The sequence below is a fragment of the Streptomyces lancefieldiae genome (genome assembly GCF_031845825.1).
Lineage (GTDB): Bacteria > Actinomycetota > Actinomycetes > Streptomycetales > Streptomycetaceae > Streptomyces > Streptomyces lancefieldiae.
The window spans coordinates 26,381-40,871 of sequence record NZ_JAVRFH010000009.1; the positions used below are offsets into that span (position 1 = coordinate 26,381).

At 75.7% G+C, this 14,491-nt stretch carries 3 protein-coding genes and 1 pseudogene; 3 read left to right on the forward strand and 1 reads right to left on the reverse strand.

The genetic code is table 11. The annotated features are described in order from the left end of the window. Window positions 1–19 precede the first annotated feature (19 nt). Window positions 20–11,428, reverse strand: a pseudogene (locus tag RM812_RS11380) (type I polyketide synthase); the annotation flags it as partial. Window positions 11,429–12,177: 749 nt separating this feature from the next. On the opposite strand from RM812_RS11380, the gene RM812_RS11385 reads away from it, so the two are divergent. From RM812_RS11385 to RM812_RS11395, 3 genes are read left to right on the forward strand one after another with little or no spacing between them, the layout of a single operon-like run. Continuing rightward, on the forward strand, window positions 12,178–13,044 hold the full coding sequence (locus RM812_RS11385; protein ID WP_311572340.1) for a 3-hydroxyacyl-CoA dehydrogenase family protein: 867 nt from the start codon (window positions 12,178–12,180) through the stop codon (window positions 13,042–13,044). Then, window positions 13,041–13,340 carry an acyl carrier protein gene (locus RM812_RS11390; protein ID WP_311572341.1) on the forward strand — a complete coding sequence of 100 codons (300 nt, stop codon included), beginning with the start codon at window positions 13,041–13,043 and terminating at the stop codon, window positions 13,338–13,340. Before RM812_RS11385 ends, RM812_RS11390 begins: the two co-directional genes overlap by 4 nt. Next, window positions 13,333–14,487, forward strand: a complete 1,155-nt coding sequence (locus tag RM812_RS11395; RefSeq protein ID WP_394816442.1) for an acyl-CoA dehydrogenase family protein — start codon at window positions 13,333–13,335, stop codon at window positions 14,485–14,487. The genes RM812_RS11390 and RM812_RS11395 overlap by 8 nt, the downstream gene beginning before the upstream one ends. Window positions 14,488–14,491: the final 4 nt, after the last annotated feature.

Consider the following 14,491-nt stretch of genomic DNA (forward strand, 5'->3'; position numbering starts at 1 on the left):
ACCGGCGCGGTGGCGGTGGTCAGCTCAGCGTGTTCAGCCACCTCTCCACGGCGGCCGCCGTCGTCGCGGCGTCGCCCTCGACCATGCTGAAGTGGTCGCCCGGCACGGTCTCCACGGCGGTGGCCCGGGTCCAGGTGGTCTGCCAGCCGTCCTCCGCCGAGGTGTCGCGGGGCTCGGCGGTGGTCTCCGAGGCGTCCACGGTGTAGCGGTCGGTCACCCGCACCAGCAGGGTGGGCGTGCTGATCTCGGCCGTGGAGAACTCCGGCAGCAGGGTCATGTAGCGGGCCATCGCCGTCAGGGAGTCCCGGGTGCCGGTCCGGCCGTACCAGTCCTCCCTGGTGAGGGCGCCGATCGCCACGTCGGCGGCGAAGCCGGACTGCGCGGCGTCCTGCCCGCCGCCGTCGCCGTCGCCGTCCTCCGTCCCGGTCATCAGATAGGTGTCGAGCAGGACCACCGCGGCGGGGGGTGTGCCCTCCCGCTCCAGCCGGGCGGCCAGCGCGTACGCCAGCACCCCGGAGGAGGAGTAGCCGAGCAGGACGTACGGCGCCTCCCCCGACGCCTCGCGGACGGACGCCGCCAGGACGTCGAGCACCGCGTCCGCCGTGGCCGGCAGCCGCTCCCCCGTGCCGAAGCCCGGCATCGGCAGCGCGGACAGACCCCGGACGCCCCGGAAGGAGGCCCCGAGCCGGGCGAACTGGTAGGGGCCGCCCATCGCGGCCGGGGTGCACAGGGCGATGACGCCCGGCCGGTCCGTCTCCTCGGTCAACCGGACCGCGGCCGGGGGCCGTTCCAGGTCGGCGGCCGAGGAGAAGGTCTGCCGCAGGTTGGCCACCCAGTGCAGCAGGCCCAGTCCGTCCTGGACCCGGCCGGCCCGCACGGCCTCCCGGAAGAGCTCGGGGACGGAGTCGCCCGGCTGCCCGGAGGCGGGGCCGCCCGCGTCGCCGGAGGTGCCGGAGGTGTCCCCCGCGTCCTCGGCGGCGCGCAGTTCGTCCGCCAGGTGCGCGGCGAGCCCGACCGGACTGCCGTGCTCGAAGGCCGCGGTGGGCGCCAGCGCGAGGCCGGTGGCGCTGTTGAGGCGGTTGCGCAGCTCGACCGCGGTGAGCGAGTCGAAGCCGGACTCCAGGAAGTTGCGGTGCGGCTCGATGGTCTCGTGGTCGCCGTAGCCCAGGAGCGCGCCCGCGTGCTCCAGCACCAGTGCGACCAGCGCCTTCGCCAGCGGTTCCGGTGCGAGGCCCGCGAGGCGTCGGCGCAGCGCGGCGGCGTCCGTCGGCGAGGCGGCCACCCGGGCCGCCGAGCGGCGGGCCGGGGCCACCAGGGAGCGGAAGACGTGCGGTACGTACTCCCCCGGCGCGGTCCGGCCGCCGGTGATGCGCATGGGCACCAGCAGCGCCTCGGGCCGGGCGGTGGCGACGTCGAAGAGCGTGGTGCCCTGCTCGTCGGTGAGCGGCGCCATCCCCTCCCGGGCCATCCGCGCGCGGTCCGCCTCGCCGACCGACGCGGTGGCGGTGCCGACCGCCGACCACAGTCCCCAGGCGAGCGACTGGCCCGGCAGCCCGTCCGCGCGGCGCCGGGCGGCGAGCGCGTCCAGGAAGGTGTTCGCCGCCGCGTAGTTGGCCTGGCCCGGGTTGCCCAGGAGGCCGGCGACGGAGGAGAAGAGCACGAAGGCGGTGAGCGGCAGTCCCGCGGTCACCTCGTGCAGGGCCAGCGCGGCGTCCACCTTGGGGCGCAGCACCGCGTGCAGCGCCTCCTCGGTGAGTCCCGTGACGGTGCCGTCCTCCACCACCGCGGCCAGGTGGACCACCGCGGTGACCGGGTGTTCGGCGGGCAGGTCCCGCACCACCGCGGCCAGCGCCTCGCGGTCGGCCGCGTCGCAGGCCGCCAGGGTGACCTCGGCACCCAGGCCGGTCAGCTCCTCGACCAGCTCCGGGGCCTCGCCGCCACGGGAGAGCAGGAGCAGTCGCCGTACGCCGTGTCCGGTCACCAGGTGGCGGCTGAGCAGCCGTCCGACCGCACCGGTGGCCCCGGTGACCAGGGTGGTGCCCGTCGGGCCGAAGACCGCCGCGGGGGCGGTCTTCGGGCCGTCGCCGTCCGGCGACGGCGCCCCGAGGGCCGGTGCCTTGACCAGGCGTCCGCCGTAGGCGTCGCCCTCGCGGATCGCCCACTGGGGTTCGCCGCCGGCCGGCAGGGCCGGCAGCAGCCGCAGCGAGGCGGGGTGGTCGTCGATGTCCACCAGCACGATCCGGTCCGGGTGTTCCGACTGGGCCGAGCGCAGCAGCCCCCACAGCGCGGCGCCGACCAGGTCGGTCACCGCCTCGCCGGCCGGCGCCGCGGCACCGCGGGTGAGCACCACCAGGGTGGCGTGGGCGAGGTGGTCGGCGGCCAGGAAGGACTTCAGGTCGGCCAGGGTCCGCGCGGCGGCGGTGTGCACCGCCTCGGCCGTGGTGCTGCCGACCGCCGGTGCGGTGCGGTCCAGCACCACCGCGCCCGGCCGGGACCCGGAGGCGATCAGCGACGCCAGGTCGGGGTGGGTCTCGACGGTGAGTCCGGTGGTGCCGAGCGCCATGCCGGCCAGCGCGGTGTCCTCTCCCGCGATCGCCCATCCGAGGTCCGGGTCCGGAGAGCCGACGGGTACCCGGGTCCACTCCCAGCCGTAGAGGGAGTCCGCGGGGGCGGTCGGTGCGGCGGCGGCCGCCTCGCCGTAGTCCGCGGCCCGCAGTACCAGGCCCTCCACCGACGCCACCGGGGTGCCGGCCTGGTCGGCCAGCACCAGGGCGACGGTGTCGCCCGCGGTGGGGGTGATCCGCACGCGCAGACTGCGCGCTCCGGTCGCGTAGAGGTCCACGCCGGTCCAGGAGAAGGGCAGTCCGCCCGCGACGTCGACGCCCTCGGCGAACCCCACGGCGTGCAGCGCCGCGTCGAGGGCCGCGGGGTGCAGCCCGAACAGGTCGGCCTGCCGGCCGGTCTCCCGGTCCAGGCGCACCTCGGCGAAGACCTCGGGTCCGACCCGCCAGGCCGCCCGCAGCGCCCGGAAGGCCGGGCCGTAGGAGAGGCCGGCCTCGGCGAAGCCCTCGTACAGCCCGTCCAGGTCGATCTCCTCGGCGCCGGTCGGTGGCCAGGTGGCGAGGGCCTCGGGCTCGGGTGCCGCTCCGGGCACCAGCCGCCCGGTGGCGTGCCGCGTCCAGGGCGCCCCCTCCTCGTCCGGGCGGGAGTGCACGGACACCGGACGGGCGCCGCTTTCATCGGGGGCCCCGGCCACCACCTGGAGCTGGATCTTGCCGCGGCGCGGCAGCACCAGCGGTGTCCCCACGGTCAGGTCGTCGATCCGGTGGCAACCGGTGTCGGCGCCCGCCTGCAGGGCCAGTTCGACGAACGCGGCGCCCGGCAGGAGCGGGGTGTCGCCGAGGCCGTGGTCCGCCAGCCACGGGTGGGTGGTCAGCGACAGCCTTCCGGCACGCACCTGCGCGGAGTCGACGACCGTCAAGGAGGTGCCGACCAGCGGGTGGGTGGTGGCGTCGGCACCGGTCGTCCCGGCACCGCCGCTGTCCCGCACCGCGCCCATGTCGACGTCCGGCCAGTACCGCTTGCGGTGGAAGGCGTACGGCGGCAGCGGCACCGTCCCGGCGGCCCGGCCGGCGAACAGCCGCTCGGGAACGAGGGTGAGGCCGTCCGTGTACAGCTGCCCCACCGCGAGGTGGACGCCCTGCGGCTCGGCCACGCCGTAGCGCAGCAGCGGCACCACGGCGACGTCCTCCGGCGCGCGGGTCAGGCACAGCCGCACCATGCCGGACAGGGTGCTGTCCGGGCCCAGTTCCACGAAGCGGTCCGCCCCGGCCGCCTCGGCGGCCCGGACGGCGTCCAGGAAACGCACCGTACGGCGGCAGTTCGCCACCCAGTACTCGGGGTCGGTCAGCTCCTCGGGGTCGGCCTGCCTGCCGAGGACCGTGGAGATGAAGCCGTAGACCGGTGCCTCGTAGCTCAGCTCCTCGGCGATGTCGAGGAATTCGTCGGTCATCTCGTCGACCAGCGGGGAGTGGGCCGCGTGCCGGACGGCCAGCCGCATCGCCCCCCGGCCCTGCTGCTTGCAGCGGGCGGCGAGTTCGTGGACCTCGTCCTCCTCGCCCGACACCACGACCAGGCGGGGACCGTTGACCGCGGCGATGCTGACCCCGTCGGTCAGCAGCGGGCGCACCTGGTCCTCCTCGGCGTCCACCGCGAGCATCGCACCCTCGGGCAGCTCCTGCATGAGCCGGCCTCGGTGGGCCACCAGCCGGACCGCGTCCGGCAGCGGGAACACCCCGGCGACGTAGGCCGCGGCCAGCTCACCGATGGAGTGGCCGAGGACGAGGTCCGGCCGCAGGCCCCAGGCCTGCAGCAGGCGGAAGAGCGCCACCTCCATGGTGAAGACGGCCGCCTGGGTGAACACCGTCTGGTCCAGCAGCTGGGCGAGCACCGAGTCCTCGTCGGCGAACATCACCTCGCGCAGCGGGCGGTCGAGGTGGTCGTCGAAGAGGGCGCACAGCTCGTCCACCGCGTGCGCGAAGACGGGCTGGCTCTCGTACAGCTCCCGGCCCATGCCCGGGCGCTGGGTGCCCTGGCCGGGGAAGAGGAAGACGGTCCGGCCGGCGGCGCTCCCGCCCTGGCGCGGGGCGCCCCGCACCAGGCGCGGAGAGGTGCGGTCCTCGGCGAGCGCGGTGAGTGCCGCCACCAGTTCCCCGCGGTCCTTGCCGACCAGGGCTGCTCGGTGGGCGAACTGCGGACGGCGGGCGGCCAGGGACCGGCCGATCGCGTCGGTCGCCAGGTCCGGGTGGGCCTCGAGGTGGGCCAGCAGGGCGGCGGCCTGGGTCGGCAGGGCCTCCCCGGTGCGGGCGCTCAGCAGCCAGGGGGCGGGCGTCCGGCCGGTTCCGGTGGCCTGATCGGGCGCGGGTGCGGCCTCGGCGGCGGGCTCCTCCTGCGGTGCCTGCTCCAGGATGAGGTGGGCGTTGGTGCCGCTGTAGCCGAAGGAGGAGACCCCGGCCCGGCGCGGGTGGCCCCGCTCGGGCCAGGGGATCGACTCGGTCAGCAGCTCGACCTGCCCGCGGGACCAGTCGACGTGCGGGGTCGGCTCGTCGGAGAACCGGGACTGCGGCAGCCGGCCGTGGCGCAGCGCCTGCACCATCTTGATCACCCCGGCGACGCCCGCGGCGGCCTGCGGGTGGCCGAGGTTGGACTTCACCGAGCCCAGCCACAGCGGCTGGCCCTCGGGGCGGTCCTGGCCGTAGGTGGAAAGCAGCGCGTTCACCTCGATCGGGTCGCCGAGGGTGGTGCCGGTGCCGTGCCCGTCGACCGCGTCCACGTCCGCGTACTCCAGGCCCGCGACGGCGAGCGCCCGGCGGATGACCTGCTCCTGGGAGGGGCCGTGGGGGGCGGTGGGGCCGTTGGAGGCGCCGTCGGAGTTGACGGCGGAGCCGCGGACGACCGCCAGCACCCGGTGGCCGTTGCGGCGGGCCTCGGAGAGGCGCTCCAGCACCAGCACGCCCACGCCCTCGGCCCAGCCGACGCCGTCCGCGGAGGCCGAGTAGGACTTGCAGCGGCCGTCCGAACTGGTGCCGCTGTCGTAGCGGGCGAACTGTTCCAGTGAGGAGGCGGTGGACACGCCGCCGGCCAGCGCCAGCCCGCAGTCGCCGTTGCGCAGCGCCTGGGCGGCGAGGTGGATCGCGACCAGCGAGGAGGAACAGGCGGTGTCCACGGAGAGCGTGGGGCCCTCGAAGCCGAAGGTGTAGGAGATCCGGCCGGACACCATGCTGGTGAGCGAACCGATGCCGAAGTAGAGGCCGTTGTGCTCCAGGGTGCTGAGCGGACCGGGGTCGTAGGTGGTGGTCATCGCCCCGACGAAGACACCGGTCGTGCTGCCCTTGAGCGCCAGCGGGTCGGCTCCCGCCCGTTCCAGCGCCTCCCAGCAGACCTCCAGCAGGGAGCGCTGCTGCGGGTCCATCATGACGGCCTCGTTCGGACCGATTCCGAAGAAGCCGGCGTCGAACTCGGTGGCGTGGGGCATGAAGCCGCCGCGCAGGGCGGTGCCGGAGGCCTCGAAGACCTCCCGCCAATAGTCCATGTCCCAGGCTCGGTCCTCGGGGAAGGGGCTGGAGCCGTCACGGCCCTCGTCTACCAGCTGCCACAGCTCGTCGGGCGAGGTCACGCCCCCGGGGAAGCGGCAGGCCATGCCCACCACGGCGATCGGCTCCTCGTCCGCGGCCACGACCTGGGCCTGCGGGGCGGCCTCCGTCAGGTCGCCCAGGAGTTCCCCGAGGAGGTGGTCGGCGAGCGCGGCGGCCGAGGGATGGTCGAAGGCGAGGGTGCTGCCGAGCTGCAGCCCGGTGGCCGCGCTCAGTCCGTTGCGGAGCTCGACCGCGGTGAGTGAGTCGAACCCCAGGTCGCGGAAGGGGCGTTCGGCGTCGATGAGGTCCTTCGAACCGTGGCCGAGCACCTGGACCACCTTGTCGAGCACCAGGTCCAGCAACGCGGCCCGGCGCCGGTCCGCGGGGAGCGCGGCGAGCTCGTCGACCAGGGTGCCCGCGCCCGCGGCGGGCGCGGCGGCCCGGCGGGCGGTGGGCACCAGGGAGCGGAAGAGGTCGCTGACCCGGCCCGCGTCTGCGCGCAGCGCGGCCAGGTCGAGTCTGACGGGCACCAGCGCGGGGCGCGGGCAGGCCAGCGCCGCGTCCAGCAGTGCCAGCCCCTCCTGGGCGGAGAGCGCGGGCAGTCCGGAACGGGCGGTCTCGGGCGCCATCCCGCCCGCCTGGGCCCACTGGCCCCAGGCCAGCGACTGGGCGGGCAGCCCGGCCGCTCGGCGGTGCGCGGCCAGGGCGTCCAGGAAGGCGTTGGCCGCGGCGTAGTTGCCCTGGCCGGGCGCGCCCAGCACGCCGGCGGCCGAGGAGAAGAGCACGAAGTGGGTGAGGCCGTCGGACCGGGCGGCGGTCAGCTCGTGCAGGTGCCAGGCGGCGTCCGCCTTGGGACGCAGCACGGTGTCCAGGCGCTCGGGGGTGAGGGAGGCGATGACACCGTCGTCCAGGACGCCCGCGCAGTGCACCACGGCGCGTACGGGGTGCTCGGACAGGAGCCGCTCGGCGGCGGCGCGGTCGGCCAGGTCGCACGCCACGACCTCCGCGGTGGCGCCGAGCCCGGCCAGTTCGGCCACCAGCTCGGCGGCGCCTTCGGCGGCCGGGCCACGGCGGCCGGCCAGCACCAGCCGCCGTACGCCGTGGCGTTCGGCGAGGTGCCGAGCGACCAGACGGCCCAGCGCTCCCGTGCCGCCGGTGACCAGGACGGTGCCCTCGGGATCGAAGGCGGCCGGGGCGGCGTCGGGGGCCGGGGCCACGCGCGCCAGTCGGGGCACCGCGGCGGTGCCGCCGCGCAGCGCGACGGCGGGCTCGCCGAGCGCGAGCACACCGGCAAGGAGGCCGGCGAGGGCGTCGGCGGGCGGGGGCGTGTCGGTGTCGACCAGGACGATACGGCCCGGGTCCTCGGACTGGGCGGAGCGCGCCAGGCCGAGGGCGGCGGCGGCGCCGAGGTCGGTGACGCCCTCACCGGCGGTGTCCGGCAGGGCGACCGCGCCCGAGGTGAGCACCACCAGGGAGGTGGTGGCCAGCCGCGCGTCGGAAGACCAGTCGTGCAGGACGGCCAGCAGTCGCCCTGTGGCGGCCCGCACGGCGTCCGGCCCGGTGCCGCCGGTCAGCCGCAGCACCACCGCGTCCGGCGCGGGGGCCACGTCGTCCAGCGTCTCCAGGGCGTCGGCGGACACCACGCAGGGGGCCGGGGCGTCGGGCAGGGGCACCTCCGCCCAGTCCACGGCGAACAGGTCGTCGCCGACGGCGGTGCGGGCGGTGGCCGCGGCCAGCTGCTCGTCGGTGACCGCCCGCAGGGTGAGCGCGCCGACGGTGGCGACGGGCCGCCCGGTGACGTCGGCGAGGTCCAGCGCGACCGTGCGGTCGCCACCGGAGCCGCCCGCGTCGGTCGGCCGGACGCGGACGCGGAGCGCGGAGGCGCCGAAGGCCAGCAGCTCCACGTCCGTCCAGGCGTAGGGCAGGGCGGTGACGCCCTCCTCGGTGCCGGTCAGGCCCACCGCGTGCAGCGCGGCGTCGAAGACGGCCGGGTGGAGGCCGAAGTCCTCGGCGGTGGCGCGGGAGTTCTCCGGCAGACTCACCTCGGCGAGGACCTCACCGGCGGCGGTGCGCCAGGCGGCGCGCAGCCCGCGGAACAGCGGGCCGTACTGCGAGCCGCGAGCCGCCAGCTCCTCGTACATGCCGCCCAGGTCGATCGGTTCCGCGCCGGCCGGCGGCCACTGCGCCAGGTCGAAGGCGGCCACGCCGGTGCCGTACACCAGGGCGCCGGTGGCGTGCTGGGTCCAGGGCTGGTGGTCCCCCGCGCCCTCGGGGCGGGAGTGGAAGCTCAGCGGGCGGGCCCCGGTCCCGTCGGGCGGGCCCACCACGACCTGGAGCCGGACGGCTCCCTCCGGCGGGACGACCATCGGGGCGTGCAGCGCCAGATCGCGCAGGCGGCCGGCGCCGACCCGGGCACCGGCGCCGGCCGCCAGCTCCACGAAGGCCGTACCGGGCAGCAGCACCGCGCCGCCCACCGCGTGGTCGGCCAGCCAGGGGTGGGTGGCCAGGGACAGGCGGCCGGTGACCACCAGCTCCTGGGAGTCGGCGAGCACGGTGGCGGCGCCCAGCAGCGGGTGGTCCACCGGGTCCAGGCCGAGCGAGGTCGGGTCCCCGCCGGAGGCCGAGGCCTGGAGCCAGAAGCGCTCCCGCTGGAAGGCGTAGGTCGGCAGGGCGGCCGGCCGGGCGTGGCGGGCGTCGAAGTAGGCGGCCCAGTCCACCGGGACCCCGCGGGTGTGCAGCAGCCCCACCGCCGCGGCGCAGGACAGCGGCTCGCTGCGGTCCTTGCGCAGCAGCGGCAGCACCACGGGTTCGTCGGGCGCGTCGGCCAGGCACTCCTGTGCCATGGCGGAGAGCACCGCGGCCGGCCCCAGCTCCAGGAAGCGGTCGACGCCCTCGGCGCGCAGCGTGTCCACCGCGTCCCGGAAGCGGACGGCCTGGCACAGGTGGCGCACCCAGTAGTCGGGGGTGCGCAGGTCGTCGCCCTCCGCGAGGCGGCCGGTGACGGTGGACACCACCGGGATGCGGGGTGCGTGGAAGGTCAGTTCGGCGGCGACCGCGCGGAATTCCTCGGCGATCGGCTCCATCATCGGGGAGTGCGCGGCGTGGCTGACCCGCAGCCGCTTGGTGCGGTGGCCGCGCCCGGCGAGGGTCTCGGCGACCGCCTCCACCTCCGCGGTGACGCCGGAGATCACCACCGATCCGGGGCTGTTGACCGCGGCCACCCCGACGCCGTCGGTGAGCAGCGGCCGTACGGCCTCCTCGTCGGCGTTGACCGCGATCATCGAGCCGCCGGCGGGCAGCCCCTGCATCAGTCGGCCGCGCGCCGCCACCAGGCGGGCGGCGTCGGGCAGCGTGAGCACGCCGGAGACGTGCGCGGCCGAGAGCTCACCGGTGGAGTGGCCCGCCAGCAGTCCGGGGTGGATGCCCCAGGACTCCAGCAGCCGGAAGAGCGCCACCTCGAAGGCGAAGAGGGCGGCCTGGGCGTGGCCGACCCGGTCCAGCGCCTCCTCGTCGTTGTCGATCATTTCCCGGAGCGGACGGTCGAGGTGGGCGTCGAGGGCGGCGCACACCTCGTCGTACGCGGCGGCGAACACCGGGTGGGCTGCGCTGAGTTCACGGCCCATGCCGAGCCGCTGGGCGCCGCCGCCGGGGAACAGGTAGGCGAGCAGCGGCTCACCGCGGGACACGCCCTGCTCGGTGCCGGGTGCCGGCTCGCCCGCGGCGAGCGCGGCCAGCGCGGCCAGCAGCTCCTCCCGGTCCTCGCCGACCAGCGCGGCGCGGTGCTCCAGCGGGGAGCGCCGGGTCGCCAGCGCGTGGCCGATGTCCAGCGGGTGGGTGTCGGGGCGGTCCCGGAGCCAGTCGAGAAGCCGGCCGGCCTGGGCCCGCAGCGCCTCGGGGTTGCGCCCGGAGACCAGCCACGGCAGCGGACCCGCGGTCCGCTCGGGGGCGGGTCGCGCGTCGGTCGCGGCGGGCTCCTCGGGTGCCTGCTCCAGGATGACGTGGGCGTTGGTGCCGCTGAGGCCGAAGGAGGAGACGCCGGCGCGGCGCGGCGCGCCGTCGGTCCGCCACTCCACCGGCTCGGTGAGCAGCCGGATCGCGCCCTGGCTCCAGTCCACGTGGCGGCTGGGCCGGTCCACGTGCAGCGTCCTGGGCAGCAGCCCGTGCTGCATCGCCAGCACCATCTTCATCACCCCGGCCACGCCGGCGGCGCCCTGGGTGTGGCCGAGGTTGGACTTGACCGAGCCGAGCCACTGCGGGTGGTCGGCCGGCCGGTGCTTGCCGTAGGCGGCCAGCAGCGCGTCGGCCTCGATCGGGTCGCCGAGTTCGGTGGAGGAGCCGTGGGCCTCCACCACGTCGATCTGGGCGGGCGTCAGGCCGGCGTCGGCGAGCGCCTGCCGGATGACCCGCTGCTGGGCCGGGCCGTTGGGGGCGGCGATGCCGTTGGTGGCGCCGTCCTGGTTGACGGCCGAGCCGCGGAGCACGGCGAGGACCGGGTGGCCGTTGCGGCGCGCGTCCGACAGCCGCTCCAGCAGCAGCACGCCGGCGCCCTCGGACCAGGAGGTGCCGTCCGCGGACTCGGCGAAGGGGCGGCAGCGCCCGTCCCGGGAGAGGTTGCCGTCCAGACTGAACTCGACGAAGGTGCGCGGGCTGGACATCACCGAGACACCGGCGGCCAGCGCCATGGTGCACTCGCGCCGCCGCAGCGCCTGCGCCGCCAGGTGGAGGGTGACCAGCGAGGAGGAGCAGGCGGTGTCCACCGTGACGGCGGGGCCCTCCAGCCCGAAGGTGTACGACAGCCGTCCCGCGACCGGTCCCGAGGACCCGTAGCTGCCGGGGTAGTTGTGGTACATCACGCCCGAGTAGACGCCCAGCGGGCTGCCCTTCACGGACCGCGGCGGAATGCCGGCCCGCTCCAGGACCTCCCAGGTGATCTCCAGCAGCAGGCGCTGCTGCGGGTCCATCAGCAGGGCGTCCCGGGGGCTGATGCCGAAGAAGTCGGCGTCGAAGTCCGCCGCGTCGTGGAGGAACCCGCCGTCGCGTACGTACGTCGAACCCGGCCGCTCACCGGTCGGGTCGTAGAGCCGCTCGAGGTCCCAACCGCGGTCGGTGGGGAACGGCCCGATGACGTCCTCGCCGGCCTCCAGCAGGCGCCACAGGTCCTCGGGGGAACCGATGCCGCCGGGGAAGCGGCAGGCCATGCCGACGATCGCGATCGGATCCCGGTTGTCCTCGGTGAGCTTGCGGTTCTGCTCACGCAGCCGGTCGGCCTCCTTGAGTGACGCGCGCAAAGCTTCGACCAGCCGGTCCTCGGACGTGCTCACCTGAACCCCCACGTTATGCAGTCGCGTGGCCGCCCGGGGCGCCGACCGGGCTCCCCCTCCAGCGGTCACGGCCCGCTGCGCCCACGCACGGATGCTCCGCGCACGGACACGGCCGGCCGTCGTCCACGGCCTGGGACCTCGGGGGACCCGGCGGCCAGTACGGCCGCCCCGGTCGCGCCTCACGGGAACGCTCACAGCCCTGCCCGTTGTGTTGTTGCTCTTCGGCGAGCGCCACCATACGAGCGCCCGGCGCCGCCTCCCCACCCCTAGCCGGGCCGGCCCCACCCCTGGTTGGTGCCGGGCGCCGCCGCCTCCGCGTGGGTGGGCGGGGCGCTCGTGCTCCGTAGGGGTACGCCGTGGGCCGCCCCGCGGACGGCGGTCTCCGCGCGGCAGTGCACCGGGCGTTCGGACGGCGTCGGCAGGCGCCCGGGCGGGCGGACCGCCGGCCCGGGACCGACGCCCGCCCGCACCGGACGTTAGGGGTTGTCCGCCCCCGGGGCCGCTGGCAGATTCAGCATCTGTCACGCGGGTGGACGCACCTGGCCGGTCCGCCCGCGGACGGTTCCCGAGGGGGCCGCCCGCCTCCCTCCCGGAGGCGTGACCGGCGACACCGGGCGGTGCGGCGGCCCGGCCCGCCCTCCGGCGCGGCGTGCGGCCGTCCCGTGTCCCTCACCCGCCGGGTCCGTCGCGTTCACCAGCTCAGTGCCGTTCCTGGAGGTTCCTTGTCCACCGATCAGCAGGCTCGAGGAATCGTCGTCCTGGGTGCCGGGGTGATGGGCACCGGGATCACCGCCCTCGCGCTGGGTTCCGGGCTCCGCGTCACCCTGGTCGACGTCGACCGGGCGATCCTCGAACGGGCCGGTACGGCCGTCCGCCTCCAGCTGCGGCACGCCCGGATGATGGGCGCGCTGCCCGAGGACCGCAGCCCCGGCGAGCTGGTCACCGAGGTGACCCCCGAGGCGGTGGCGGAGGCGGACGCCGTCATCGAGGCGATCACCGAGAACGCCGCGCTCAAGGCCAAGGTCCTGGGCGAGGTGTCGGCGCTGATGCGTCCGGGGACGCCCCTGATCTCCAACACCTCGGGCATTCCCATCGACGAGCTGGCCGAGGCCGTCGCCCGCCCCGAGGACCTGCTCGGCACCCACTTCATGAACCCGACCTACCTCATCACCATGGTCGAGGTGGTGCGCGGCCCGCGGACCGGGGAGGCGGCACTGGCCGCCACCCTGGGGCTGCTCTCCCAGGTTCGACGGCAGTCCGTGGTGGTGGCCGACAGCCCCGGCTTCGTCACCAGCCGGCTGCTGCACCCGATGATCAACGACGCCGCGCGCCTCGTCGAGGAGGGCACCGCCCGCGTCGCGGACGTCGACCGCCTGATGGAGGGCTGCCTGGGCCACCCCACCGGTCCGTTGCGGACCGCCGACCTGATCGGCATCGACAACCTGGTCGACGCCCTCGACGCCCTCCACGAGCGCACCGGCGACGAACGCAGTCGTCCGTGCGCGCTCCTGCGCGAGAAGGTGCGCGCAGGTGACCTCGGCCGCAAGTCCGGGCGAGGTTTCTACGACTACGGAGAAGGAATCTCGTGACCACCAACGGGTCTGCTGGGACGGCGCCGACGCTGCGGGAGGAGGAGGTCCGCTCCGGGCTGCTCTCCTTCCTGGAGACCAGGACCAAGCAGAAGATCGCCCCCGACCAGGACATCTTCGCCGACGGTCCGGTGACCTCCCTGTTCGCGATGGAGCTGGTGGTCCACCTGGAGACCACCTATGGCATCGAGATCGCCGGGCCCGACCTGCGGATACAGCACTTCCGCACCGTCGAGCGGCTGGTCGCGCTGACGATGCGCCTCGCGGGAGCGGGCGGGTCGGGCGACCGTGACTGACCTTTCCGCGCCGTCGCTCGCCACCGGGCGCACGGTGCTGAGCGAGCTGGTGGCGGACCGGGCGGAGGCCTGGGACCTGGCCGGGGTGCTGCCCGAGGAGCTCCTGCGGGACCTGGGCTCTCGCGGACTGCTGTGCGCCCAGGTCCCGCAGACCTACGGCGGACTCGGCCTGGACAGCGCCGCCAACGGCGAACTCACCGCGCACACCGGCGCGTTGTGCAGTTCCCTGCGCAGCGTCCAGACCTCGCAGGGCATGGCCGCCTGGACCGTCTCCCGGCTCGGGGACGCCGCCCAGCGGCGTGACCATCTGGGTGCGCTCACCTCCGGTGAGCTGGCCGCGGTGGCGTTCAGCGAGCCGGAGGCCGGCAGCGACCTGTCCGCCATGACCACCCGGATCCGCCGCGACGGCGAGGACCTGGTCGTGGACGGCACCAAGAAGTGGATCACCGCCGCCCGCTACGCCGACCGGCTGGTGGTCTTCGGCCGCTTCGAGGACGCCGCCGACGGAGACGACGACGCCCGTGAGGAGACCGCCGCGGTGGTCGTGGTGCCCCGCACCGCGCCCGGCGTCCGGGTGGACGTGATCCCCGACCCGTTGGGCTGCCGGGCCGCCGGGCACGCCCATGTGACGCTGGACTCCGTACGGTTGGGACCCGACGCGCTCCTCGGCGGCGGCGCGTACTCGCTGCCGATGCTGGTGACCACGGCGCTCACCTACGGCCGGCTGTCCGTCGCCTGGGGCTGCGTCGGAATCCTCCGGGCCTGCCTCCGGGCGGCCGCCGACCACGCCTCCTCGCGCAAGCAGTTCGGGCAGCCGCTGGCCGCGCACCAGCTGGTGGCCGGCCATCTCGCGGACCTGCTGGTGGCGGAGCGGAACGCCACCCGGGCCTGCGAGCACGCCAGCCGCCTGTGGGACACCCGGCAGCCGGACCTGGCGACGGCGGCGGTGCTCGCCAAGCACGTCGGCGCCACCGGTGCCGCGGCCGGCTCCTCCCTGGCCGTCCAGATCCTGGCTTCGGCCGGCACCGTGGACGGTCATGTGGTGGCCCGTGCGCACCGGGACGCCAAGCTGATGGAGATCATCGAGGGCAGCAACGAGATCAGCCGTTTGCTGCTGGCCGAACACGCGCTCGCCATGACGCGCTGACCGG